Annotated in this window: 27 protein-coding genes, 1 pseudogene and 1 riboswitch; of the genes and pseudogenes, 11 read left to right on the forward strand and 17 right to left on the reverse strand. The window is 65.4% G+C overall.

Annotated elements, in window-relative coordinates:
• Nucleotides 1–129: 129 nt before the first annotated feature.
• From BSP109_RS10650 to BSP109_RS10665, 4 genes are all read left to right on the forward strand, one after another.
• Complete coding sequence (locus tag BSP109_RS10650; protein ID WP_219618527.1) at nt 130–363, forward strand: PLD nuclease N-terminal domain-containing protein; 234 nt, start codon at nt 130–132, stop codon at nt 361–363.
• Nucleotides 360–1,301, forward strand: coding sequence for an ABC transporter ATP-binding protein (locus tag BSP109_RS10655; protein WP_101600529.1), 942 nt, complete (start codon nt 360–362; stop codon nt 1,299–1,301). Before BSP109_RS10650 ends, BSP109_RS10655 begins: the two co-directional genes overlap by 4 nt.
• The gene (locus BSP109_RS10660; protein WP_101600531.1) at nt 1,298–2,059 is read left to right on the forward strand and encodes an ABC transporter; all 762 of its coding nucleotides are present in this window, start codon (nt 1,298–1,300) and stop codon (nt 2,057–2,059) included. Before BSP109_RS10655 ends, BSP109_RS10660 begins: the two co-directional genes overlap by 4 nt.
• A 175-nt stretch (nt 2,060–2,234) precedes the next feature.
• On the forward strand, nt 2,235–3,158 hold the full coding sequence (locus BSP109_RS10665) for a helix-turn-helix domain-containing protein (protein ID WP_257944657.1): 924 nt from the start codon (nt 2,235–2,237) through the stop codon (nt 3,156–3,158).
• A gap of 186 nt (nt 3,159–3,344) precedes the next feature.
• Here BSP109_RS10665 and BSP109_RS10670 read toward each other — a convergent pair whose 3' ends face one another.
• Nucleotides 3,345–3,767 (reverse strand): MerR family transcriptional regulator, encoded by a 423-nt coding sequence (locus BSP109_RS10670; protein WP_101600533.1) that lies wholly within the window; start codon nt 3,765–3,767, stop codon nt 3,345–3,347.
• Between the two features lie 272 nt (nt 3,768–4,039).
• On the opposite strand from BSP109_RS10670, the pseudogene BSP109_RS17745 reads away from it, so the two are divergent.
• The 4 genes and pseudogenes from BSP109_RS17745 to BSP109_RS10685 form a co-directional block, all read left to right on the forward strand.
• Nucleotides 4,040–4,372: pseudogene (locus tag BSP109_RS17745) on the forward strand (DNA cytosine methyltransferase); the annotation flags it as partial.
• A gap of 142 nt (nt 4,373–4,514) precedes the next feature.
• On the forward strand, nt 4,515–5,180 hold the full coding sequence (locus tag BSP109_RS17750; protein ID WP_257944663.1) for a hypothetical protein: 666 nt from the start codon (nt 4,515–4,517) through the stop codon (nt 5,178–5,180).
• Between the two features lie 623 nt (nt 5,181–5,803).
• The gene (locus tag BSP109_RS10680; RefSeq protein ID WP_101600649.1) at nt 5,804–6,274 is read left to right on the forward strand and encodes a hypothetical protein; all 471 of its coding nucleotides are present in this window, start codon (nt 5,804–5,806) and stop codon (nt 6,272–6,274) included.
• 65 nt (nt 6,275–6,339) lie between these two features.
• Nucleotides 6,340–6,813 carry a hemerythrin domain-containing protein gene (locus tag BSP109_RS10685; RefSeq protein ID WP_101600534.1) on the forward strand — a complete coding sequence of 158 codons (474 nt, stop codon included), beginning with the start codon at nt 6,340–6,342 and terminating at the stop codon, nt 6,811–6,813.
• Between the two features lie 17 nt (nt 6,814–6,830).
• Here the strand turns inward: BSP109_RS10685 and BSP109_RS10690 are convergent, their stop codons facing one another.
• The 4 genes from BSP109_RS10690 to fdxA form a co-directional block, all read right to left on the reverse strand.
• Nucleotides 6,831–7,244, reverse strand: a complete 414-nt coding sequence (locus BSP109_RS10690; protein WP_101600536.1) for a hypothetical protein — start codon at nt 7,242–7,244, stop codon at nt 6,831–6,833.
• Between the two features lie 134 nt (nt 7,245–7,378).
• Nucleotides 7,379–7,717 (reverse strand): LuxR family transcriptional regulator, encoded by a 339-nt coding sequence (locus BSP109_RS10695; RefSeq protein ID WP_101600651.1) that lies wholly within the window; start codon nt 7,715–7,717, stop codon nt 7,379–7,381.
• Nucleotides 7,717–8,406, reverse strand: coding sequence for a metalloregulator ArsR/SmtB family transcription factor (locus tag BSP109_RS10700; RefSeq protein ID WP_101600538.1), 690 nt, complete (start codon nt 8,404–8,406; stop codon nt 7,717–7,719). The genes BSP109_RS10695 and BSP109_RS10700 overlap by 1 nt, the downstream gene beginning before the upstream one ends.
• Nucleotides 8,403–8,762: a ferredoxin gene (gene fdxA / locus BSP109_RS10705; protein ID WP_101600539.1), complete on the reverse strand. Its 360-nt coding sequence runs from the start codon at nt 8,760–8,762 to the stop codon at nt 8,403–8,405. Before fdxA ends, BSP109_RS10700 begins: the two co-directional genes overlap by 4 nt.
• A 57-nt stretch (nt 8,763–8,819) precedes the next feature.
• Here fdxA and BSP109_RS10710 point away from each other — a divergent pair, with 57 nt between their 5' ends.
• Entirely contained in the window at nt 8,820–9,452 is a 633-nt protein-coding gene (locus tag BSP109_RS10710; RefSeq protein WP_101600541.1) for a DUF2249 domain-containing protein, read from the forward strand.
• A 628-nt stretch (nt 9,453–10,080) separates the two neighbouring features.
• Nucleotides 10,081–11,694: an InlB B-repeat-containing protein gene (locus tag BSP109_RS16945; RefSeq protein ID WP_146001128.1), complete on the forward strand. Its 1,614-nt coding sequence runs from the start codon at nt 10,081–10,083 to the stop codon at nt 11,692–11,694.
• Nucleotides 11,695–12,340: 646 nt separating this feature from the next.
• Here the strand turns inward: BSP109_RS16945 and BSP109_RS17755 are convergent.
• The 7 genes from BSP109_RS17755 to BSP109_RS10755 form a co-directional block, all read right to left on the reverse strand.
• The gene (locus BSP109_RS17755; RefSeq protein WP_257944658.1) at nt 12,341–12,499 is read right to left on the reverse strand and encodes a hypothetical protein; all 159 of its coding nucleotides are present in this window, start codon (nt 12,497–12,499) and stop codon (nt 12,341–12,343) included.
• Nucleotides 12,500–12,541: 42 nt separating this feature from the next.
• Nucleotides 12,542–12,760, reverse strand: coding sequence for a PIN domain-containing protein (locus tag BSP109_RS17760; RefSeq protein ID WP_257944659.1), 219 nt, complete (start codon nt 12,758–12,760; stop codon nt 12,542–12,544).
• Nucleotides 12,761–13,057: 297 nt separating this feature from the next.
• Entirely contained in the window at nt 13,058–13,576 is a 519-nt protein-coding gene (locus tag BSP109_RS10735) for a DoxX family protein (protein WP_180959701.1), read from the reverse strand.
• A 458-nt stretch (nt 13,577–14,034) separates the two neighbouring features.
• The gene (locus BSP109_RS10740; protein ID WP_180959702.1) at nt 14,035–14,346 is read right to left on the reverse strand and encodes a hypothetical protein; all 312 of its coding nucleotides are present in this window, start codon (nt 14,344–14,346) and stop codon (nt 14,035–14,037) included.
• Between the two features lie 128 nt (nt 14,347–14,474).
• A complete protein-coding gene (locus BSP109_RS18000) occupies nt 14,475–14,747 on the reverse strand; it encodes a TetR/AcrR family transcriptional regulator (protein WP_374700157.1) in 273 nt (90 codons plus the stop codon).
• 409 nt (nt 14,748–15,156) lie between these two features.
• Nucleotides 15,157–15,585: a DUF86 domain-containing protein gene (locus BSP109_RS10750; protein WP_101600549.1), complete on the reverse strand. Its 429-nt coding sequence runs from the start codon at nt 15,583–15,585 to the stop codon at nt 15,157–15,159.
• On the reverse strand, nt 15,582–15,899 hold the full coding sequence (locus BSP109_RS10755) for a nucleotidyltransferase family protein (protein WP_101600550.1): 318 nt from the start codon (nt 15,897–15,899) through the stop codon (nt 15,582–15,584). The genes BSP109_RS10750 and BSP109_RS10755 overlap by 4 nt, the downstream gene beginning before the upstream one ends.
• Nucleotides 15,900–16,216: 317 nt before the next feature.
• Here BSP109_RS10755 and BSP109_RS10760 point away from each other — a divergent pair, with 317 nt between their 5' ends.
• Nucleotides 16,217–16,630 carry an ATP-binding cassette domain-containing protein gene (locus BSP109_RS10760; protein WP_257944660.1) on the forward strand — a complete coding sequence of 138 codons (414 nt, stop codon included), beginning with the start codon at nt 16,217–16,219 and terminating at the stop codon, nt 16,628–16,630.
• An 800-nt stretch (nt 16,631–17,430) separates the two neighbouring features.
• Here BSP109_RS10760 and BSP109_RS10765 read toward each other — a convergent pair.
• From BSP109_RS10765 to BSP109_RS10790, 5 genes are all read right to left on the reverse strand, one after another.
• Nucleotides 17,431–18,261: an ABC transporter ATP-binding protein gene (locus BSP109_RS10765; protein WP_101600552.1), complete on the reverse strand. Its 831-nt coding sequence runs from the start codon at nt 18,259–18,261 to the stop codon at nt 17,431–17,433.
• Nucleotides 18,258–19,322 (reverse strand): iron chelate uptake ABC transporter family permease subunit, encoded by a 1,065-nt coding sequence (locus BSP109_RS10770; RefSeq protein ID WP_219618528.1) that lies wholly within the window; start codon nt 19,320–19,322, stop codon nt 18,258–18,260. Before BSP109_RS10770 ends, BSP109_RS10765 begins: the two co-directional genes overlap by 4 nt.
• Nucleotides 19,319–20,323, reverse strand: a complete 1,005-nt coding sequence (locus BSP109_RS10775) for an iron ABC transporter permease (protein WP_101600554.1) — start codon at nt 20,321–20,323, stop codon at nt 19,319–19,321. The genes BSP109_RS10770 and BSP109_RS10775 overlap by 4 nt, the downstream gene beginning before the upstream one ends.
• Nucleotides 20,324–20,406: 83 nt before the next feature.
• Entirely contained in the window at nt 20,407–21,477 is a 1,071-nt protein-coding gene (locus BSP109_RS10780; protein ID WP_219618529.1) for an ABC transporter substrate-binding protein, read from the reverse strand.
• Nucleotides 21,478–21,532: 55 nt separating this feature from the next.
• Nucleotides 21,533–21,609, reverse strand: a riboswitch (cobalamin riboswitch).
• A gap of 772 nt (nt 21,610–22,381) precedes the next feature.
• A complete protein-coding gene (locus BSP109_RS10790) occupies nt 22,382–23,242 on the reverse strand; it encodes a hypothetical protein (RefSeq protein ID WP_101600558.1) in 861 nt (286 codons plus the stop codon).
• Between the last annotated feature and the right edge of the window lie 73 nt (nt 23,243–23,315).

Raw genomic sequence — 23,315 nt, forward strand, 5'->3', positions numbered from 1 at the left:
GGCGAAGAGGACCTCGCTCGAGGCCCAGTAGCCTCGACCAGGCAACCTCTCCCAGGCCCTGGCGCCGAACTCCCTGACCACCAGCCCGCACCGATCCACCTATCGGCACCAAGATGGATACCCCTTTTTGTGAATCTCGTGAACTTCGATGCGGCGATGCTCATCCCGCTCATCCCCGTGCTCGTCCTCGCCCTCCTCCTCATCGGATGGTCGCTCGTCGACATCGCACGGAAGCCTGTCCGGCACCTCCCCAAGTGGGCGTGGGCGCTGATCGTGCTGCTCGCGATCCCGCTCGGCGCGGTCGTCTACCTCATCATCGGCCGCACCCGAGGCCAGAAGCTCCGAGATGAGGACCTGCGATGACCACTGCCCTGACCGTCAAGAACCTCACCCGCGTCTATCCCGGCGGCGGGGGCGTCCGGGGCATCGGCTTCACCGCCGACGAACGAGCCGTCACCGCCGTCATCGGCCCCAACGGGGCGGGAAAGACCGTGCTCTTCAGCATCATCGCGGGCCTCGCCCAAGCCGAGTCGGGCACCGTCGACTTCACCTCGCCGAAAGCGCGAGTGGCGTACTGCCCCGACGTACCCCAGTTCGAGTCCTGGCTCACCGCCCTCGAAGTCGTGGAGACCTCCCTCGCCGTCTCACGCGAGAGCACGGGCCGGGCGCGAATCGCCCGCGGCACCGGCGACACCGGCGGCGACGGCTTCGCACGCGGGGCACTCGAGGCGTGCGGTCTCGGCCCGGTGATGAATCGTCGTGTCGCGGACTTCTCTCGCGGCATGCTGCAACGCCTCGGCATCGCCGCGGCACTGGTCACCGACCCGGAGATCCTGATCCTCGACGAGCCCAACAGTGCGCTCGACCCCATCGGCCGCGCCGACGTGCGCGACATCATCACCGAGCAGAAACGCCACCGCTGCATCCTGCTCTCCAGCCACCTGCTCAGCGAGGTCGAACAACTCGCCGATCACATCGTCGTCATCGACCAGGGGCGCGTCGTCACGCAGGGCACCACGGCGTCGATCCTCACCGACGGCCTCGAACCCGTCTGGACGATCCGCCTCGGCGCACCCGCACAGATCAGCGCCGCAGACCTCGCCGTCGCTGTCCCCGAGGCCTGCTTCGAGTTCGAGACGGACACGCTGTGTACCGCCCGCTTCCGCAGCTTCGAGGCCGCCGCGACCGGGCTCATGACCGCCCTGCACATCTTCCGCTCACCCATCATCGAGGTCACCCTGCGCGACCGCGACCTCGACGCCTCCTTCGCCCGCATCGTCCAGAATCAGGAACACCGATGAGCCTCATCCTCGCCTCGGCCCGCGTCGAGACGCGCCGCCTCACCCGCTCCGGCCAGTTCATCGGGCTACTCGCCGTGTTCGCGTTCTTCGGGCTCTCCGGCCCCGGCCTCGCGCTCTACATGCCCGAGATCCTGGCAGCCGCCGCGGGCACCGAGCAACTCACCATCGAAGCCGCCGACGCGAGGCCGGAAGACGGGATTGCACTGTTCAACCAGAGCGCCATGCAGCTCGGACTCATCCTCGCCGTCGCCGTCGCGATCACCTCGCTGAGCTGGGATGCCCGGCCAGGCTCCTCGATCTTCTACCGCACCCGCGTGAGACACCTCGCCCGGCTCACAGTGCCCCGCCTCGCCATCGACTGGGTCGCCGTCATCGCCAGCTACACCGTGGCTCTGCTACTCGCCGCCGGACTCACAACCATGTTCCTCGGGCCGATCGAGACCGGACTGATCGTCACCGTCGGCATCGCCTCTGCGCTCTACCTCGTCATGGCAATGAGCATCGGCTACCTCATCATGGCGCTCACCCGGCGCACCGCCGCCGCGATCGCCGCCGCGACCGTGTTGATGCTCATGCTGCCGCTACTGAGCAACATTGATGCTCTCACCGCTTGGGCACCGACGACGCTCTTGGCCACACCTGGGCTCGGTCTTGCAGATCTTGCGGCACCGCTGCTCTCGGCGGTCGCCGTCTCCGCCGCATGCGTGGTCACCGCGGGTTTCGTCGCAAACCGGCAGAGCCTCAGACGCGATGCGTAAGTAGCGGCCGTGGCCGAGGCGATACTCGTCCCCAGCAAGGAAGTTTTCCTCTGGCACGTTTACCGCCGCGGCAGCCGCGTTCGCGAACCTCACTCGAGCTCCAGCAGGAGACGCCTAGGAATCTTTGCGACTCACCATCCCGCTCGACGGCATTCAAAGATGATGGTGATGAGAGGTGACGGATAAGCACCCGTTGTCGAACTATCAAGTGCTGCTCGCGAGGACCCGGACCGTGCACCGGCCAATTGGGCCGGTGGCGTATGACTGCGTGAAGGTCATCGTCGTCAGAGACGGCACCGCGATCCTGTTCAGTGAATTCGGGCAGAAGCCCGTCCGGCCTGGGGATGTGATCGTGCTCGGGCCGAACGTTCTGTGCGGGTCCGAGCCCGAGGGGCACATCACGGTCACCACGATCTACGCGGACACCGACTATGTCATCGACCAGGCCTTTTGGCAGCACGCCGGCATCCTGCACGACCGACTCGACGCACCGGTGTTCGTCAAGGAGACCTTCACCGAGCCGGCGCAGATCATCCGCTTGGGCGAGCATCACGCCGGTTTGCTCATGCCGTGGCTGGATGAGCTGGTCATCCTCAGCCTCCGCGATGAAGGAGTTCGTTTTCATCGGATGCAGGCGTTGTGGTTCGCTGTCATGGACCGTATCGCCCCTCACATCCACGTCACCGATCACCGCATCTCGCCATCGCAGCGAGTGCGGAGCAGACCGGTGCATCCACGGACACGTCGCTTCGCGCCGACGCGGGCTGAAGCGGCCGAGGTGCGTGAGGCGTTGAGCGGTGCGATCGCCGAGCCGTGGACACTGAGCGAGCTGGCGGGGTTGGTGCATCTATCCACGAAGCAGCTCGGCCGGGTGTTCGTCGATGCCTATGGGAAGACGCCGCTGGCGTATCTGACGATGCTGCGGGTCGAGGAGATGGCTCGCCTGCTGCGGGAGACCGATCTGACGATCGAGCAGGCCGGCCGCCAGGTTGGGTGGCGCTCCCGTAACCGTGCCTCGGAGGCATTCCGGCAAGCAACCGGTATGACTCCGAGCAGGTATCGGAGGTTGCGGATCACGAAGGAACAGCGTTCGTCCTGAGCTCAGGAGCCCCTGCGGGCGCTAGCGCAACCGGTCGTCATGGTGCGTCACCTTAGAGGGGTTGCATCTGGCGCTGGCGAGCCTGACGGCGTGCTCTCTCGCGGCGGTTGCGGATCAGCTCGCTGCAACCCTCATCAGGCGCAGCTCCTCGACGCTCGGGTGCAGTGTCGAGGGCGCGTCGCGGTCCTACGAGACGTCGGTCGGCGCAGTGCCAGCGTTCGTCAGCCCCTTGTTCTCGGCCCAGACGGCCAGGGCTCGTTCGTGGTCGCGAAGCCGCTTGATCTGCCGCCGCACGTCATGTTGATGCTCGACCAGCAGGGCCAGCTGTTCTTCATGTGTCGAGTCGCCTTGGGCGCGGAGAGCGGCGTACTCACGCATCCGGGCGATCGGCATCCCGGTCTCTCGTAGCCGGACCAGGAACCGTACCCATTCGACATCGCTGTGCTGGTAGCGGCGTTGGTTCCCGGTGGTGCGGGCGATCGGGCGGATGAGGCCGACGCGTTCGTAGTAGCGCAGCGTATGCCCGGTGACGCCGGTGACCTCGGCCATCTCCGCGACCGTCAGCCCTATCGTCTCCAGGTCCTGGCTCTCGGCGCTGTCATCTACCATGGTGATGATCCTAACTTAGAGTGCGCTCTAAGTGTGCACCTCGATCTGCAAGAGGTGTGATCGCTCAGAGGGCGGTGGAGATCGGGCTGGCGCGGAGGGTCGGCGCGGGGCGGTCTCGGGTTCTGGATGACGACGCGGCGTGGGCTGCTGCGGGTCGGCCTGCGGCTGGTGGGCCGGCCGGTCGTGGGGTCGTGCACCTGGCAGGTGTTCGACCTGGTGTCGGGCCTCGGTCGGGGTCTGGTGCCGGGTTCCACTGACCTGCCGGAGCCCTCATGCACGACACTGCCTCCTCCTCGATTCGCCGCCCGCGGATCGGCTCGCTGTTCTCGGGATACGGCGGGCTCGACCTCGCCGTCGAGCACGCCACCGGCGGCGAGACGGTCTGGTTCTCCGAGCTCAACGAGAACGTCGCCCGCGTCTTCTCCCACCACTGGCCGGCCGCGCCGAACCTCGGCGACATCAACACCATCGACTGGGACGAGGTCCCGCCGGTGGACGTGCTGTGCGGCGGGTTTCCGTGCCAGGACATCTCGACGGTCGGCAAACAGGCCGGTCTCGCACCGGGCACCCGCTCAGGTCTGTGGTCGTTCATGGCCGCAGCGATCGAGGCGTTGCAACCCCGGCTCGTCGTGATCGAGAACGTGCGCGGGCTGCTCTCGACCCGCGCTGTCCGTCCCGAGATGCAAGGAGCAACCCCCGATGAACGCAACCCCGACCCCGCAACCGCCGCAATCGCAACCGCCACGGATGGCGCAACCGCAACCCTTCGCAACCTGGAACCCGACCGATGGGGTCTGGGAGACGAGTCAGCTCGACCTCTTCGGGCACTCGGAGCCGTTCTCGGCGATCTGGCCGACCTGCGGTTCCATGCGCGATGGGTCGGCCTACCGGCGTCCCGCGTCGGCGCTCCCCACCACCGGTTCCGCGTCTTCATCCTCGCCCACCGCCAGGACGCTGTTCCGGACGCCGCTGGCGACGGACTCCTCGCGGGGCGGAGAGACGCTGGATCAGGTGCGGGCACGCCGGGGCACGATCGCCCTGTCGCATCAGATCATCGACTTCGCACTGCACGGACCGGATGGCTCAGCGAACAAACGGAACGAGCCGGAGACCCTGTTCGTCCAGATCGAGAACATCTTCGACGCTGGGGGGCGATACGCCCACGCCATCGCCCGATGGGAGCACATCACCGGACGAGAAGCACCCTCCCCAGCCCTCCTGAACGATGAGACCGGGCCACGACCGGCACCCGCGTTCATCGAATGGCTGATGGGGCTCGAGCCCGGCTGGGTCACGAACCCAACGCACGGTCTTACCTCGAACCAGATGAACAGTGCTCTCGGCAACGGCGTCCTCCCACTCCAAGCAATTCTCGCCATCGAGGCGTCCGAAAACTGCAGGCAGATACCGTGAACTTGGTGTTCCCTCCTCCGTGTAATACGGCTCTTCAGAGTTGAGTGTGGGCGCGCCGGAGATGCGGGGTAGCTGGGGATAGACGTCGAGGTCCTCGATGATGAGCGGATATCTACCCCCGCTGATCTCAAGGACCTCTGGGCCTACAGCCTGATGTCAGCCGTTCTTGCAGCCGTTTGATGAGTTTTGACGATTTGTGGCCTGACCTGCGCAAACGCGTGGCAACCGAGCACCTGGGCTTCGCCAATTTTGATGCGATCTGACCTCGCAAGACGGTTTACGCTGTAGTTTCCGTTGAATAAACGTTATACGACTCGAATCTCGATCGGTCCGCTCTGACCCGGCTGCCGAGGCCATAGCGGCCACTGTGATCCTCGTCGATCTCGGCTGCATCTCTTACGGCTTTCGTCTCCATCACGCTCAGGGATTCCACTGTATGACAAGGGCCCGGATGCGGTGTCGCAGATCAAGACCCGATTGTTTTCACAAGTTGAGCTTGTATAAACTCGTGGCACTCGGTGACTGGTGGACAGAAGAGGACGCCATGAACAGTTCGACGCCCAATACGGGTGCGGAAGGGGAACGACCGGTGCTCTGCGCCTGCTTTGAGAAGGGGCGTGCTGGTGTCTGAGACCGTTGAAGCGATCGTGCTGGCGGTGTTCATCGTGGCTACCAGCGTCTGGGTTGGCGGCTATGTCGCGATTGTCGTGGTCGCCCGCACGACTACTGCCACGCTCGACGCGGGCGCACGGGTCGCGTTTTTCCGCTCGCTGGGCGGCTCCTATCTTTGGGTCGGTTTCCCGGCACTGATCGTCGCGCTGGTCACCGGCGGGGTGTTAGCTCGCGATCAGGACTGGGACGGGCTGCTCGTCGTGACGGTCGTCGTCGCAGCGTTGCTGCTGGTGAGTTTTGCTGGTGCGGTGGCTCAGGCACGGAGGATGAGCCGCTTGCGCCGCAGGCTGCTCGCATCACCCACCGACACCGAACTGAGTGAACAAGTGCGCCGCGGTGCCAGGGCAGCGGGAATCCTGCGTGCCGCGCTCGGCCTGCTCAGCCTTGGCTTGGTGGTCCTGGGTGCTTTCCTTGCCACCTGAGACCCCGCGGCGACCGCCGATCAATGGTGGATCCCTACCGACACTTGTGAAGAGGAGTGACTTCGATGGTGAGTCTGTCGGCTGCACTGACCCGCGAGCATCGCGATATCGATGCTGGCATCGAGGCGTTCGTCGCCGATCTCGACCGCGGCGTCGTCAACCTAGAGCCAATCCTGACTGCGTTCGAGGCGCTGCGACGACACATCTACCTGGAGGAGGAGTTCTTGTTCCCGCCGATTCGGCAGGCGGGGCTGGTCATGCCGGTCCTGGTGATGGTGCGCGAACACGGCACCTTGTGGCAGTTGATGGACGCACTCACCGAGTTGATGGACGACAACGACCCTGGCGACGTCGATGACGTGCTGGCCTCGACATGCCGCGAGCTCTTGGGCCAGCTCGAGCAGCACAACAGCAAGGAAGAGCCGATCGTCTACCCGCACGCCGAAACCGACCTCGCCGAGGAGGCCGCCGCCGAGCTTGCCGACTTCCTGCAGACAGGCAGCATGCCGGACGGTTGGGTTTGCGAGGCCGCGCAATAGCCGGCTTGGGGTGCCGGTCAGGAGTGTCGCAGGTACGACAGCAGGATCCCGACCAGGATACTGACCGCCAGTATCAGCAACAGAATGCGATGGACCCACTCGATCCACGTCACTGAGCCTGTGGCCGTCCTTCCTGTCGCGGGTCGTGTGGCTTGTAGGGCGATCACCAAAGCGGCGACCAGGAGCGCAGAGCCGACATCGACTACTGGCGGTTCGCTGGCCAGAGTCCCAGCGATGACCAGGACATTGCCCAGATTCCATGCCCCGACCTGCCCCCAGCCCCACCAGCCGGTGAGACACGGGCGACGGGTTCGGGCGTAGCCCATGGCGCACTGAGCCACACCCCCGACGAGCACCAAGTAGGCCGCGATCCAGCTGCCGTGCGCGAGGTCGAGCGGTTCGGTGACCGCGGCGACCAGGCCACCGATCACGACACAGCAGATCCCGACCGCCGTGAGAGCAGTGGCAGGCCCCGGCCGAGAACCACCGTTTTCACCTGGCACTAGCCGCCCGTCCGACACGGGATCCAACACCGGGTCTGGCAGTGCAGAGCTGTCCGCCGGGGTCATGCGTGTGCGGTGCTGATGACGCTCAACAACACGACGGAGTCCTCGATCGCGGCCAGGTCATGGCGGACCGGTGGGATGGCCAGAGAGTCCCCCACCGCGGCCTCTGCCCAGTCCTCGCCCGCGCTGAGGCGAACCCGCCCTACCAGTACTTGCAGTGTGGCCTCGCCGGGGCTTTCGTGCTCGCCGAGCGACCGGCCACCCGCCAGCGCCAGCACGGTCTGGCGCAACGCACGTTGTTGGCCGCCGTGGATCGTGTGGGCGCTGCGACCAGCCGACGAGGCGCGGGCCGCGGCAAGTTGCTCATCGGCGAGGGTGGTCAACGAGACGACGTCCATCACGATGCTCCCACTCCGCCCAGGTGGACCATGCACAGGTCTGGTTCGGCAAACGGGACCAACCTCTCGACCGAGACCGGTGACTTCCACGATTCCATCGCGCCCTGCATCAGGCCCAGATGGACCGGACACACGACCTCGGAGCGGTCGACTGCGAGGTCGAGGAACGGGCAGTTTCGCAGCCCGATCTGAGACCGGTCGCCGGTGACGCTCTGCTCGGGTGCGAAATCCAGCTCTTCGAGCATCCCGATCAGCCAGTCCACCGACACGCCAGCCTCGACAGACTCGGCCTCGTCGACTCTGGAAGCCACACCGGTGACAGTCGATGCTTGCAGGCGCCCCCAGAGGCGTCCGGCCTCAGCGGCCCTGCGACTCGGCTCTGGGTCGCTGGCCAGCAGGGCGACGAGCGCCTCAGCGAGGACCCGGTAATGCCTAGGCCCCATCGGATCCATGCCCGGCACCGTCCGGAACAGCTGCGGCGGACGCCCAGGTGTCCCGGACTCGCCCATCATGCGTTCGACCTGGCGGTTGTCGACCAGTGTGTCGAGGTGAAAACGAACAGTATTGGCGTGAATGCCGAGCTGGTCAGCGATCTCGGCGATACCCAGCGGCTCGTTCGTCTTCCGTAGGAGTTGCAGCACCTGGCTGCGGCGTCCCGCCGACTGCTGAGCTCGTGGTGGTTTGGTCATCCGATTCCTTCCTGGTCACCTTGGGACGGCAGACCCGCCACCAAAGGTGTGTCCGCCGCCAGGGGCCCGAGCTTGGCCGCGCCCCCAGGTGAGCCCAATTCGCTGTCGCGGCCGGGCAGCGCCATGGCGAAGAACGCCGCATTGTCGGCCAAGTACGGCGTCCACTCCCCCGGCAGATCGTCTTCGTAGAAGATTGCCTCCACCGGACACACCGGCTCACATGCACCGCAATCGACGCACTCATCGGGCTGGATATACAGCGAGCGGCCGCCCTCGTAGATGCAGTCGACCGGGCACTCGTCCACACACGCACGATCCATCACATCCACACACGGCTGCGCGATCACGTAGGTCATGTTCTAGAGTTTACACGAGTCAACCTTGTAGAAACTAAAGGGCAGGAGAGTCACGCGATGTCATCAGAGACCACAAAAGACCAGGCCGTGGAGGAGTTGGATGTGCGTGGGATGCGTAAACCGGACAAGCACCCCACGATCTTCGCCACCTACAACGCCCTGCCAACAGGTGGCGCGTTCGTGTTGGTCAACGACCACGATCCGCAGCATCTGCGCGAGGAGTTCGAAGCCGACCATGCCGGCAGTTACGACTGGGAGTACCTCAACCGCGAGATGCGCGACTGGCGGATCAAGATCACCAAACTGGCCAGCACCCCACTGCCGCGTATCCTGGTCGACACCACGACGATAACCGCCGGCACGACCGCCGCCGATGTGACCGGAGCGGCCTGGAAGCTCGAGGCCCGCGAACGGGATCTGGACTCCAACATCATCGCGCTCCCGCCCGGCGGGGCGATCGACGCCCACACCGGCCCCGACCTCGACGTCCTCATCCACGTGCTGGCCGGCAGCGGCCAGCTGACCACCGAGCTCGGCACGATCGACCTCACCCCCGGTGCCCTGGTGTGGATGCCGCGCCGCTCTCGCCGCCAGTTCACCGCCAGCGACCAGGGCCTGCGCTACCTGACCGTCCACCAACGCCGCCAAGCCCTCATGTTGGACACCAGTCGAGCGGGGGCGCCCCAGTGAGCGCCGGCGGGCCGTTGCCCGCTCGCGGGTCGTGACGACGAGTCGGTGCAAGGGCACTACTGCTCGCGCCTCGGCAAACGAGTGCTGCGTCCCGGTGGCCGCGAACTGACCCAGACCCTGCTCAGGCATGCCGATCTCACCGATGCCGGAGTCCTTGAACTCGCGCCCGGCCTCGGCCGCTTGATCAGTGCTGAGCGGTGCAAATACGGCAGCACCCGACTCATCTGCCCGCGGGTACCAATGTGCAGGACTGCCACTATCTGAACTCTCTGAGGCAGGCGTGTCCGGTAGACCCTGTAGCGCTCATTGACGATGGTGGCGGGCCAGTTGCGTAGTGGACCTCATATCATCATCTATGACTCCGTGGAAACTGGTGGACCGCTGTCATTGGGTAACGTGGGGCTCGTTCTGTGTCTCTTAGCCAGTGCAATTTGTAAAGGTCGCCGCGATGCCTACTCCCTCCGACGCCCGCCATACGCCTGTCTTGTGGCGTCGTTGTGTATGGGCCCCCCGGCATGTCGTGGCGTTTGCTGCCACGGTAATGCTGGCATCGGCGACAGCCCTGTTGCCTGCTTCGCCTGCCACAGCTGCGGGTGCCCCGGTGACGACGGGATCTGAACTACTTCAGGTGTTCTCGACCGCAACTGACGGTGGCAGTGTCACCTTGGGGGCCGACATCACCGTCTCTGGCCTCAACTTGAGTTCGGGGATCGCCTTCAGCGTGGATCTTGCCGGTCACCGTTTGATCCTCAACGCCGACGGCGGCGACGGGAGTCAGGCCGGTAGCGGCGGCAACGGGAGTGCTGATGGGACCCCCGGTCCCGACGGAGCGAGCGGCGTCACCGGCGTTGCAGGTGGAACTGGCCTGACTAACAACGGGATTTTGACCATTACCGGCGGAACGCTCGAGGTGAGCTCGCTCGGCGGTATCGGAGGCGATGGGGGTAGTGGCGGCAATGGCAGCCTTACAGGTCCCAGCGGATCGGGCAGTGGTGGTACCGGCGGTAGGGGAGGCCAAGGAGGAGCCGGTGGAATCGGTATCCTCAACCATGGCACCCTCGCTTTGACCAACAGTTCTCTTCACCTCAAGGTGACAGGCGCTGATGGTGGCGCGGGCGGCAATGGGGGTAATGGCGGCACCGACACCAGTGCTAGTGGCGGCGACGGAGGCTCAGGTGGAACGGGCGGAGCCACAGGAACCGCGATCACCAACCACGGCACTGTCGTGTTCGCGGCAGATGCGAGCCTGTCGGTGTCCAACATGGGTGGCGGTCCCGGCGGTGACGGTGGTACCGGTGGCCACGGCGATGTCGCTGGTGGCGACGGCGGTGCAGGTGGCGACGGCGGTGCAGGAAGTTCGTCCGGCGCGCCTTGGGCCGGCACCACGACCCAGGTGCACTTTGATGCCAATACCGGCGATTCATCTGAGGCGATCGCCTACAGTGACACCATCGGACATGCCGTTGGGGCGTTGCAGCGCACGATCACCTCGTGGCCGACACGATCTGGGCACACCCTCGCGGGCTGGTTCGACGCCGCTTCCGGCGGCGCCGCAATCAACACCAGCGACACGACTGCTGCTGCGGGTCAAAGACTGTATGCCCAGTGGGCCTTCGCCTCCTACACCGTGACCTTCCACAGCCAGGGCGGCACTCCCGTCGGGCCTGTACCTGTCGATTCCGGTTCGCCGGTGTCCAAGCCCGACGATCCGGTCCGTGTCGGCTACGCGTTTACTGGTTGGTACACCACCGCTGACGGTGCCACCGCATGGGACTTCACCAACAGCATCAGCGGTGACTTGGAACTGTACGCCGGCTGGGTCACAGACCTACCTACAATCACAACCACCAGCCTCCCCGACGGCCACGTCGGAACCAAGTACACGACCACCATGACGGCCAACGGAGGCCACCCGGGCTATACGTGGACCATCAGTGACGGTTCACTGCCCACAGGGTTGAGCCTGGACCAAACCACCGGAATCATCAGCGGCACCCCCACCGCTGTAGAAATGCGCCAGTTCACGATCACACTCACTGACGCCAATGACACAATGGTCAGCACAAAACTGAGCCTTCGGGTAACCTCCGGCAGCACCCGCCCAGGTTCCACGGACACAGATGGCGCGATCCTGCCCGATACGGGCTTCAATGACACGGGCACGTTCTTCAGCGGCTTGTTGTTGCTCCTCGCCGGTGCGACCCTGATCGGTGCTAGCCGATACAGGCGGCGTCGCTCCTGATACGCCACCCATCGACTCCCTCCGGTGTCCAGGACGAGGTGCCCGCCGGTGATGCTGAGCTACTGCAGGCGTACAGCTCCCGTGCCATCGCACGGGTGTGCTCCAGGCCGGGGGCCATCGGCCAAGCCACATCGGCCCGTGATCCGGATACCGACACCAGTTCGACGATCGTGACCAGGACCGTAGGTCGCCCAGGTCCGGGAGTGCCTGTGCCTCCAGTCTGGTCTTACCCGATCGGGTGTCGACGTCGCTAATTCGCGTTCGGCATCAACCTACGGGGCCCGGGTGATTCCTGTCGACCACGGCCGGAATGGTCTTCAGGCACTGGGGCTCGGGCCCAGGTGGGTGGCAAGATCGTGCAGGGATCAAGCCCCACGCCGACTGCGATCGGAATCATTCGTTTCTTGTCATCGGCGCCTGCTTGGTGCGGGCCGTCACGTGTCTGGTGCTGCGCTCCCGCGGCGGAACGAATCGGCAGCGCGAACAGATCCGTTGGATCATGCTGGTCGGTGGGGTCACGGTCGCGTTGCTGATCGGTGGTTGGGCGGCTCATTGGTGGGTCGCCCCCATTCCTGTGGCCTTCATACCTTTCCAACTCGTGATCGCGGTAGATCAAGACCAGGATCTGATGAGTCCTTGATGTGGCTCAACACTTCTGCCATGGGTTGATGAGGTCAACACCGGTGTCTTGGAAGTCGGTGATGTTCCTGGTGGCGACTGCGAACCCGCATGCGGCTGCCGTCGCGGCGATGTAGCCGTCTGTGGTCGACAGCGGGCGTCCGGCGGCTCGGGCTGCCACTGCCATCTCGGCGAATCGGCGTGCCGCGTCCTGATCGAACGCGATGATTCATCCTGGGAACAGGGCAAGCAGTCGGTCGAGCGCCAGTGCGAGCCGGTCTTTACGTGCTCCTTCGGGTAGTGCCCCGAGGCCAAAGAGCAGTTCAGCTAGCGTCACACTCGAGAGGAAGAGAGTCTCGGCCCCTTGGCTGTTCAGCCAGGACAGCACGCCGACCTCCGGCTGCGGCCGCATCACCTCGGAGACGACAGTGGTATCCAGAACGATCACGGCAGCGGCAGCGGGGTTGCAGTCGTCCCGCCTACGCCCAGCCACCCGCACTCAAGTGGCTGAACCCCCACGACTGCACCTGACTGCCACCGGTGGACACACGAACTACGCCCATTCGCTCGGACGACTGATCGTACGCCTCAGCGCGTCTTTACCGAGTTAACGATCGCCCCCTGCTTCAGCAGGGGGCTGGCTGCACGGGAAGGTGGAGGCGCGCTGTCTCGACGCCCTCAGGACCAGTTCGTCAGACAGAATCTGATCGGGTCGATCGGTGCCGCAGGGAGGTGCGAGCTAACGTCAGGAGTCGGTTGTCTTGGTGAATGCGCGGCGCCGCACGATCAGCCCCAGAGCGAGGACGGCACCGACGATCAGGGCGACGATTCCGACCCACGGGTCACCGAGCGGATAGTCCATTGTGTTATCGAGCGAGTACTGTCCAGGCCCGCTGATCACCAACGCGACAGCAACGATGCCTAATGTCATGGGGAACTCCAGGCCACCCTTGCCGTTGAAAAACCCAGCGGGAACATGCGTCGAAACCGCGACCAGCATCGTCGCAGCGGCCGCAGCACCGCCAATCGGAGTGAACAGGCCCAAGGCAAGCAATAAACCGCCGCCGGCTTCACCGAGCCCGGCGCACAAGGCATTGGCCCTACCTGGACGGAACCCCATGCCGTCGAAACCCTGTCCGGTGGCCGCGAGTCCTGCGCCACCAAACCAACCGAACAACTTCTGGGCGCCGTGGGCGAACAGTGTCAAACCGATCCCTACACGCAAGACCAGCAGTGCGATATCGAGAGCATGCTCAGCATTCACTTGTATGTACCTAGTCTCTTTGCCTGCGAGAACACCAATTAGGTGTCCAGTTGACTCTTCAACGAGACTACTTCGGTATTCGTCGCCCTTGAGGCCATATCGCTATGCGAGACGCATCGCCCGCAGGCCCAGCCCACGGAGGCGAAATCTGCCACATGTGCGTCAAGCCGTACGCCACCATGCGGACCGTGGTCCGGCCAACAGATGACGAGCCATGCAGCCTAGTAGTTTCAGGCTTGAGCTCAAGCGGACTCGGCGGGCAGAGTTCGGGGTGGCCTACTCATGTGCCCGCCGGGGACGGCAACGGCCTCACGACCCTCCCTGCTCTCGGCCATACTGGGCATCATTCACACCACGGAACCGCCCGTACGCCTCCAGCGGCGAGCATGCTCAAGCGTAGAGTCCTTGATGCGCGATCCGGCAGCCGCTGACGTCAAACCCTCGATCACCCAGCCGGATCAAGTGTGGCGCGGCGTGAGGCCGAAGGCTCCAGCGAGCAGCTTGTGGGAGTGGCGGCGGTCGGCGGGGTCGGCGATCATGTCCTGGACCATCAGCTCGTCGGCGCCACTTTCGTCGAGCATCTGCTCGAGCGTGGCACGCACCTGTTCGGGACCGCCGGCAACGAATCGGGGCCATTGGCCGTCCACGATCGTGGTCGGCTCCTGCCTCTGTGCCTCGTTCAGCTCCGCGGCGCCGTCGGCGGCGGACGGCACGGTCGCTGAAGCTCCGGTGCGTCCGAGTCGGGCGTAGAAGCCCTTGGCCGAGTTCACCAGATGGTGTCCGTCGGCGTCGGTGTCGCCGATGGTGACGTTGACCGCGAGGATCGCTCGTGGCGTCTGTAGTCCGAATCCCTGTGGCCGGAAGTGGGTCTGTTTCAGTAACGGTGTTTCCGGCGGTTTTATTTAGGTAGGTCTCCAGAAGCAGACCGCAAGCGACGACCAGCGCGGCCGCGTAGAACAATTCGACGAATGCGTCGATGAAACCTCCGGTGCGGCTGCGCAACGTGGCGATCGTGATCGAGAGCATCAGGTCCACCCGCCCTGTCGGTCAGACGGTCGAGGCGATCGGCGATGACTGTGGTCACCAGGGCCGCCTTGGACGCAAAGTGACGGTGCAGCGTGCCGGGGCCGACACCGGCTCGTTCCGCGATCGTATCGAGTGGCACGTCCACGCCTCCGCTTGCGAACGCCTCCCGAGCCGCAGCCAGGATCCGAGCCCGGTTGTGCCTCGCGTCCGCGCGAAGGGGCGTCCATTCATCCTGGCCCTCCTTGTGCGGGGCGGTCGCCGCACGACCTAACCGGGGCGCTTGCCGCGTGAGCTCGCGTATTCGGGCTAGCGCGGCGCGGGCAGCCTCGCCTTTCTGTGCCGTGTGGCCGGGCGTCGTGCCGATGGGGCTGTCTTCAGTGATCCGGTGGCCGGTCGCGGTGAGCGGCCACGACCCGTGCGTAGGGCCGCCACGCCTGCGCCTGCTTTGCGTCGGTAGGGACCAGTCCGAGGCGAGTCGCCCACGTCATCTCTTACGCCTATATGTAGGCGAGTTGGCCGCTGGCCCGGCGGCCGAAGCGCTGAGCCGCGCAGTCTCACGTGTCGGGGTCGTTGACACGACTGAGGTGTTCGGCGGTCCACAGCTTGGCGTCGTCGCGTTGGTGACGTCGGTGCTCCTCGATCACCTCAAGTGCGGCGGTGATGTCGTCGCCCATCCGCTCGTTTACCAAGGGGATGTCCTCGGCTAGCGTGTTCCACAAAATGTCGACATCGATATCCAGATAGTTATGTGCGAGCCGGTTACGCATCCCCCGCAGATACTGCAGTCCGTCGTCACCGAAGTAGCCGATCTGGTGCCTGTCGGCCAACGCCGTTGCCGCTTGAAAGATGCGTTCAATGATGCGCTCGGCGGCCAGTTGTAGCCGCCAGTCGTCACGGAACTCATCTTGGCTGGTGGCGAGTTTCAGCGCGGTGCTGATCTCCACCTCCAGCGCAAGGATTCCTTCGGCCTCGGCGAGATTCACAGCGGCACGGTTTCGGCCAGAATGGTTAGCCCCACACCCGTGCGACGTGCGCGTTCTTGTACGACGTCGGCATCGACGACGTCAACGCTCACCCCGGTCACCAGCGACAGCTCTTCGCCCAGACGAATCAGGTCAGGCTTGGCGCCAGGTGCGAACTGCACAATCAAGTCGAGGTCTGAGGCGTCGCTCGCCTGGCCACGTGCAACTGAGCCGAACACGCCAGCCGCCGCCACCTCATACTTGGCAAGCACCACACGTATGGCCTCGCGGTGAGCCGCGAGACCTCCGGGTGCGGTGACGGCAGGAACGCTCATACCCCCATCGTCTCATCACCGCGCCGGCAACCAAAGGAATCTCCCAAACCGCGCTGTGCTCGGTGCCCGGATACCCGACGGACCGGGCCGTCGCCCAGGGGCGTCTGCGTGTCGTGACATGGCGCGATCCAATGAACGCCCCCCACAGTCGGGCCGGCTTCCCTGTGGGTCTGGCCCCGGACTCCGGAGAGATCCCTGAGAGCCTGCGACCCTCGCGGCGGGTGGAAACTGGCCCTGTACGGGTGCAACCCGGATTTCGCAGGGTTCTCTCAGAACTGGTCAGAGTCTTCCCTGCCGCGCTGGCCACAGTCTGCATCATGACTGCAATCGATATCCGAGGCCTGACCAAACGGCATGCGCCCCAGACGGTGGTCGACGACGTGTCGTTCACCGTCGAACCGGGACAAGTAGCCGGCTTTCTGGGGCCGAACGGTGCCGGGAAGTCGCCGTCGTTGAAGATAATCACCGGGCTGGCTACGCCTACTCCAGGCTCAGTGAGAATCAGCGGCCGTCTTTACCGTGATCTTCCGGTGCCGCTACTGGATGCCAGCGCCGTGCATGACCGCCGCACGGCGCATCACCATCTCCTGGCACTTGCTGTGAGCAACGGTCCCGCCAAGCGTCGGGTCGGCCTGGTGGTGGACCAGACGGGCCTCGAGGCTGTGGCCGGCAAGCGGGTGGGTGGGCTCTCCCTTGGCATGCGGCAACGACTGGCATCGCGGCGGCACTGATCGCGCCAGCGGTGAATAAGCCCCGCACGTCCTTGGTCGGCCTGCAGGTGCCTACACCGCCTCTCACTGCCCGTGTCGTTTCCGATCGACCTGACCGTCGCGCTCGGTCAGCACTGTCTCGTCCGGCGATCGGCTCGATGCGATTAGGTAGGCACCGGACCTAGGGAGGTGTGACTGCGCGCCTATCGTGGGAGCGAGGATTCTGTGCCCAGTCCCGGACCAGTTTTTGGGCGCTTTCGGGGGTGACGGGTCCCCACCAACGGTCCTCAGTGGTTTCGGCTATCACGGGGCCGTGGTTGCACGGGTAGAGGCATCCGGTCTGGGTGACGAGAACCTCTTGGTTCGTCAAGCCTTCGGCTCGTAGTTGGGACTCGATGGCCTCGGCTGTCTGGGCAGCGCCCAGGGCTGTGCAGCGTGGTCCGCGGCAGATCAGGGCGTGTCTGCTGTAGGGCGGTACGTCGGCCCATGCCGGGGAGGACAGGCCAGCTTCGTGTCCGGTGACCGGGCGGCCGGCGACCTCGATGGTCAAGGTGTCGGGGTGCTGGCGGACCCAGTCTCCGGCGACGCGTTTGAGCCATGATCGTGCAGGCGATGGTGCTCCGGAGATTGGCGCTGCGATGAGACGGACGTGTGCGCCGTGGTGATCGGCAGCGAGCTCGCCGAGCACGTCGTGAAGCGTGGGCCGGGCCAGCTGCAGGTAGGCGATGCGTGCGCCGAGTTCTTGGGCGAGGACCTGAAGGTCTCCTTCTCGTGTGGGTGCGTCGGCGCCCATGCCGACTAGCACGCGTTGGATCTGGCAGTCAGGCATGGTTGCTCCTGTCGGGTGGAGCGTGCGGCACGACCAGGGGTGTCCCGGCCACCGGGTCAGTGATGATCGTGGCGTCCACGTCGAACACCTCGCGCATGAGCCGTGTGGTCACGACCTCTGCCGGTGGGCCTTGGGCGACGACGTGCCCATCTCGTAGGGCGATGAGGTGGTCGGCGTAGCGGCTGGCCATGTTGAGATCGTGGAGCACCATCACGATGGTGCGACTGAGACTGCGGTTCAGCGCAGCAAGGAGGTTGAGGACTTCTAGCTGGTGGGCAAGGTCGAGGAAGGTTGTCGGCTCATCGAGCAGCATGACATCGGGATCTTGTGCCAGCGCCAGAGCGATCCATGCGCGTTGTCGTTGGCCACCTGAGAGTTGGTCGACTGGCGTCTGGGCAAGATCGATCATTGACGTCGCTGCGAGTGCTGCGGTCACAGCCCGCTCGTCATCGGGGCTCCATTGACGGAACCAACGTTGATGGGGGTGGCGGCCTCGTCCGACGAGGTCGGCGACCGTGATGCCGTCGGGTGCGGTCGGTTGTTGAGGCAGCAGTCCCAGCCGGGTGGCGATGGTGCGTGCGGACAGTCGTGCGAGGTCAGCGCCGTCGAGGTGGACGTGGCCGGAGAGGGGGTCCATGAGTCGGGCGAGGCCACGCAGCAGTGTCGACTTGCCGCAGCCGTTGGGTCCGACGATGGCGGTGATCTGCCCGGCCGGAAGTTCGATGCTGACCTCATCGATGACGACCGACGTCCCGTAGCCGAGCCGCAAGGCGTTGGTCCCCAGGGCGACATGGCAGGTACCGGTGGTGGGTGTCTGGGTCATCCGGCGGCTCCAATCCGGTGGGCGCGTGCGAGGAGGACGAGCAGGACCGGCGCGCCCAGGACGGCGGTTAATACCCCGACCGGCATCTCTTCGGGTGCGAAGATCAGCCGGGAGGCCAGGTCCGCGGCGACGACGAGCAACGCTCCGACGGCCGCGGAGGGCGCGAGACCGATTTGGCGCTCAGCCAGGATCCTGCGGGTGATTTGGGGTGCGACGAGCGCGACGAAACCGATCGGTCCAGCTGCTGCGGTGGCCATCGCGGCCAACCCCACGGCGACGAGCAGGAGCGGGATACGGCGGGCCTGGCGACTGCCGGTCAGCGTGCGCGCCAGGTCGTCGCCAAGCTCCTGGACCCGCAGGTCCCGTCCGAGGACAACGAGGGCCATGACCGCGAGCGCGAGCGTGGCTCCGATGATGGTGGCGTGCATGCTGCTGCGGTTGGCCAGGCTGCCCGTCAACCACCCGGCTGCCGCCTGGACCTGGTGGACGTCGGAGCGGGTCAGCAGGTAGGAGATCGCCGAAGTCAGCATGGCCGCTACGCCGATCCCGACCAGCACCAGCCGGAATCCGAGCAATCCGCGGCGGTAGGCGATCACGACGATCGCGACGACCGTGGCCATGGCACCGAGGAGAGCTCCGATTGTCAGCTCGGCGCCGCTGCCCCCGAGGACGAGCATGACGGTCAGCGCTCCTGCGGCGGCCCCTGAGTTGATGCCGATCACATCGGGGCTGACCAGGGGGTTGGCGGCGAGGCGCTGCAGGATCGCCCCTGACAGGGCGAACGCCGCGCCGACACCGAGGCCGGTCAAGGCCCGCGGGAGCCGGTCGCCGAAGATCACGTCCTGCTCGATCAACGTTCCGCCGCCACCCAGGACCCGGATGACATCCGAGAGATCGAGCGGGTATTGCCCGATGGTGATCGACACGACCGTGACGGCGAGGGCGGCCGCCGCGGTCCCGACGGTCAGGACTATCGATCGTCGGCTCAGCCGCAGGGACATCGGCAACTGATGGGGCGCGAAGACGATGACGTCGCTGGCCCGGGCCTGGTTGCGACTCATACGCCCACCAGCTTGCGATGGCGCACCAGGTACAGGAAGAACGGTGCGCCGACGGCAGCAACGACGATCCCGACCTGCAGTTGCTGAGGCTGCGCGACCAACCGACCGACCACGTCGGCGATCAGCAGCACAGTTGGCGCCATGACGAGCGTCCATGCCATGACCCACCGGTAGTCAGGTCCACTGATCATCCGCGCGATATGGGGTATCACCAGACCAATGAAGGCGACTGGTCCGGCGATCGTGGTCGAACCACCGGCGAGCAGCACCACGGCGATGGCGCCTATGGCTCTGGAGACCCGCACCCGGGTGCCGAGACTGCGCGCAAGATCGTCGCCCAAAGCAAGCGCGTTGAGGCTGCGACTGGACGCCATGGCAAGCAGGAGCCCAGCGACGATGAACGGCGCAACGGTCAGCAGCATCGCACCGTTGGCCCGGGTCAGGGACCCCACCGCCCAGAAGCGATAGTCGTCCATCAAGGAGGCATCCCGCAGGGTAATCATCGTCGTGATCGCGCCGAGGAACGCTGTGGTGGCGGCACCAGCGAGGATCAGTTTGACCGGCGTCGCTCCTCCCAACCCCAAAGACCCGAGTGCGTAGACGAAAAGGGCCGCACATGCTGCCCCGGCGAAGGCGAACCAGACGTATCCCGACGCCGTCGTGATACCCAGGCCAGCCATGGCGACCACCACCGCAAGAGCAGCGCCGGCGTTGATGCCGAGCAGCCCCGGATCCGCCAGCGGGTTGCGGGTCAAGCCCTGCATGGTGGCACCGGCGACACCCAGGCCGGCTCCCACGAGTAGGCCGGTGGCCGTGCGAGGGATCCGTAGGTGGTAGACGATCCGTTCAGCGTCGGTCGCAGGAGTGCCCCGGACAGCATCGAGAACATCGCCAACAGTGATGTCGTTGATGCCCAAGACAATCGACGCCCACGTTGCCGCGACCAGGACCACGACAGCGACACCGAGACCGAACGTGCGGCTCCACCCGCCCCGCAACATGCCACGACGTTCCAGCGGTGACGACTCAGGTGACCCGTCACCGGGCAGTGCTGTGTGCGGGACGGGCGGAGCGAGACTCACTGTCAGCCGACAAGGTCAGGGTGGATCAGCTGGGCGAGCTGCTCGATCGCGTGAGCGGTGCGCACACCTGCGCTGCGATCGGCGAACAGCGACGGATACACCGTGTGGTTCTTCACCGCGGTCAAGCCGGCGAAGGCCGGGTTCTTCATGATCTTGTCCACATCGGACTGGGCATCGTCGAGCGTGTAGTCGATCCCGAAGCCCGAATTGGTCAAGATGACGTCCGGGTCACGCTTGATGAGCTCTTCGGCGTCGACGTAGATGTTGCGAGTCGTGGTGACGTCTGCGAACGCGTTGACCCCGCCGGCGTGCTCGATGATCTGTGTGCCGAAGTCGATACCGCCACAGATCTGGAATGTGCCGTCTTCTTGGGGGCGGACATAGGCGACTGTTGGCCGGTCAGCATCCGCGACCGCATCTTCGACCTTGCCGATTCGGGACTTGTACTCTGCGACAAGCGCCTCGGCTTTGTCCTCGACGCCGAATAGTTCGCCGATCGCGAGTAGGTCGTTGTAGATGGCATCGACTGTCACATCGGCCGGGTCGACCTCCTGATCGGTCTTGCCGTCTTTGGTCGGGCAGAACGGGGTCAGCACATAGGATTCGATACCGACCTTCTTCAAGCTTGCGCGGGTCCCGACCCCGTTCGGCGTATCGGCGGCAAATACCGTTCCATAACCACCGAACACAAAGTCCGGATTGGTCGCCAACAGTGCCTCACGAGTTGGGTTGTTCTCGCTGTAGGGCGCACCCTCGAAGGCGTCCGCGTACTCGGGCAGGAATTCTCCATCGAAGAACGAGGACCCAACGATCCGGTCCCCCAGACCCAGCGCGCTCATCATTTCGGCCGACGGCTGATAGACGGCATACACGCGCTCTGGCGGAGCGGCCACGCTGACATCACGACCACAGTTCTCCACCGTGACTGAGCCGGCGGCCGCATCGTTCGACGAACCAGATCCGCAACCAACCATGGAAAAGGTGAGGGCGACCACCCCGACTAGAACGGCAACCGATCGTTTCGCCCGGAAGGTACGTCGGGCGCTGGTCAGGAACAGATGGGTAGCACGCATGGGGTGCACCCCTTTCTCGGGGTACTCGCCCCGTTCACGAAGGGCGCGGCGAAGTGAGTGTCTGACTCACGAGTCGCCGTCGACGACTCGCTCACAGTGGCGGTACCGTGCCGGGTTCACACCGGCTTCCTCAGATCCGTCGCGAAGAACAAGTGAAGGCTACCGGATGGAATCTCCTCCGAGATCGGACAGTCCTGATCTCGTTGCATCACCACCGACCAGGCATGTCGCGTTTGCTGTTCCTGTGCTCCGGTCCGCTCATGCGTCGCGTCCTTGCCGCGTTCTTCGGCCACAGCTAACGGCGGCCTGGGAACGCACTTCACCTTAAAAGCACTGAGCTCCACTTCGGCCGGTGCAATAGGCCAGGTCACGTCGACAACGCTCAGGGTGGCTGCCGCTCCCCTGCTGCCCGGTGATCGCCAGATACCGCGAGTAGGCCCTTGGTGGACGGCATCCTGGCCGACCTTGACGTCACCTGAGGAAGCGAGACAGGTCGTGAACCCATCACCATCACCTCCAGCCCGCGACCCGCGCCGCGAGCATGCGCGCGCTGTGGCTGGGGTCGTGGAGTTCACCGAGAGTGGACAGGCGGCCCTCGATACACTGGCCCGGACCCTGACAGCCCACTATGACGGCACACCCGAGAGCATCACGCAGATGCTGGAGGAGGTACTGGGAGCCGATGTGGCCGAACTGGCCCAGCACATGACCGAGGTCGCCCACGCTTGCGGGATCATCCCTGACGACCCATCGCACACAGGTGAGCGCTCCCCCGGCCTCGACATGCCGATAGCCGAGAGCCCGACGGGCGCCGCACGTCGACGCCTCGCCCAGAGCACACGAGCGTCGGCGGCCGGTCCGGCTTCTTCAAGCCACGGCGTGAGGCGATGAGCATGCTGCTGGCTCACCCGGCGACCGGCACGTGGGCGCCATGGCGAGATCCGTCCAGATGGTGCAGCCGTTCGAGGCTGACGGGCAGTCTGTAGCGGCGCAGCATCGCGGACATGGATGGGCCCAGTCCGCGGCGCACGACCAGATCGTCAGCCTCGGCTTCGACCCGACGCGCGATGGCGTGGTTGGCGGCCGGTACCAGGTAGGTCAGTGCCACGATCGATGCCGCCAGAACCCCCAGCGCCGGGCGTCCTTCGTCGACCTGTTGGACCAACGCCACCACGCCCATCACGCCCCGTAGTGCCCATGCGAATCCGATGAACGGGACCCAGCCCGTCACTCGTCCGATTCCTCGGGCAATCCCGCCCAGGGCTCGCCACGGCAGCATCCAGGCCAGCATCGCCAACTCACACCGGCGTGCCTCGGCCTGGTGACGTCCTTCGGCATGAACCATCAGCGCAGCTGCCTCATCCAGCCCAAGCCAGCCGCGGTAGGTCGCCTCGATCAGCCACGGCGTCACCACCACGCTCTCGCGGCCCAGCAGTTGGACCGGTGGTGTCCGGGCGCCCACGTTCTGCCGCACCAGCAGACGACGCTGCGCCATGCTGGCCTCCGGTGCGGCTGCGTGTGCCAGTACCGGGGCGAACACAGTCTGTTCGGCCGCGGTCGCTGTTCGTGCCCCGAGCAGCACTCGAGCAGCAGCCGTCTCCGCTGCCCCGGTCGCGAGCAGCACCAGAGCGACCACGCCGGCAGTGAATCCGAGCAGCCCGCACAGTGGCGGGGCCAACGCAAGCCCGATGATCCATAGCAGGGTGCTCGCCACGATCGCCGGAACACCCACCGTTGCCTTCAATACGCTCATCGGGACCTTCATCACCGGTCTCCTTCACCGCCTGGTGCCCACCCGGCGCCGCCTCGGCGCCATCGGATGGACCACAGCAGCAGCT

It is taken from the genome of Brevibacterium sp. Mu109, from assembly GCF_900169375.1.
GTDB classification, from domain to species: domain Bacteria; phylum Actinomycetota; class Actinomycetes; order Actinomycetales; family Brevibacteriaceae; genus Brevibacterium; species Brevibacterium yomogidense_A.

Excerpts from the sequence above, each read along its gene's own strand:
- BSP109_RS10770 (WP_219618528.1), bottom strand. The coding sequence starts at position 19,322 with ATGAGTCGCAACCAGGCCCGGGCCAGCGACGTCATCGTCTTCGCGCCC.
- BSP109_RS10700 (WP_101600538.1), bottom strand. The coding sequence starts at position 8,406 with ATGACCAAACCACCACGAGCTCAGCAGTCGGCGGGACGCCGCAGCCAG.
- BSP109_RS10695 (WP_101600651.1), bottom strand. The coding sequence starts at position 7,717 with ATGGACGTCGTCTCGTTGACCACCCTCGCCGATGAGCAACTTGCCGCG.
- BSP109_RS10655 (WP_101600529.1), top strand. The coding sequence starts at position 360 with ATGACCACTGCCCTGACCGTCAAGAACCTCACCCGCGTCTATCCCGGC.
- BSP109_RS17755 (WP_257944658.1), bottom strand. The coding sequence starts at position 12,499 with ATGGCAGTGGCAGCCCGAGCCGCCGGACGCCCGCTGTCGACCACAGAC.
- BSP109_RS10775 (WP_101600554.1), bottom strand. The coding sequence starts at position 20,323 with ATGTTGCGGGGCGGGTGGAGCCGCACGTTCGGTCTCGGTGTCGCTGTC.
- BSP109_RS17750 (WP_257944663.1), top strand. The coding sequence starts at position 4,515 with ATGGCGCAACCGCAACCCTTCGCAACCTGGAACCCGACCGATGGGGTC.
- BSP109_RS10660 (WP_101600531.1), top strand. The coding sequence starts at position 1,298 with ATGAGCCTCATCCTCGCCTCGGCCCGCGTCGAGACGCGCCGCCTCACC.
- BSP109_RS10755 (WP_101600550.1), bottom strand. The coding sequence starts at position 15,899 with ATGAGCGTTCCTGCCGTCACCGCACCCGGAGGTCTCGCGGCTCACCGC.
- BSP109_RS10790 (WP_101600558.1), bottom strand. The coding sequence starts at position 23,242 with ATGAAGGTCCCGATGAGCGTATTGAAGGCAACGGTGGGTGTTCCGGCG.
- BSP109_RS10780 (WP_219618529.1), bottom strand. The coding sequence starts at position 21,477 with ATGCGTGCTACCCATCTGTTCCTGACCAGCGCCCGACGTACCTTCCGG.
- fdxA (WP_101600539.1), bottom strand. The coding sequence starts at position 8,762 with ATGACCTACGTGATCGCGCAGCCGTGTGTGGATGTGATGGATCGTGCG.
- BSP109_RS10670 (WP_101600533.1), bottom strand. The coding sequence starts at position 3,767 with ATGGTAGATGACAGCGCCGAGAGCCAGGACCTGGAGACGATAGGGCTG.
- BSP109_RS10760 (WP_257944660.1), top strand. The coding sequence starts at position 16,217 with ATGACTGCAATCGATATCCGAGGCCTGACCAAACGGCATGCGCCCCAG.
- BSP109_RS10710 (WP_101600541.1), top strand. The coding sequence starts at position 8,820 with ATGTCATCAGAGACCACAAAAGACCAGGCCGTGGAGGAGTTGGATGTG.
- BSP109_RS10765 (WP_101600552.1), bottom strand. The coding sequence starts at position 18,261 with ATGACCCAGACACCCACCACCGGTACCTGCCATGTCGCCCTGGGGACC.
- BSP109_RS10685 (WP_101600534.1), top strand. The coding sequence starts at position 6,340 with ATGGTGAGTCTGTCGGCTGCACTGACCCGCGAGCATCGCGATATCGAT.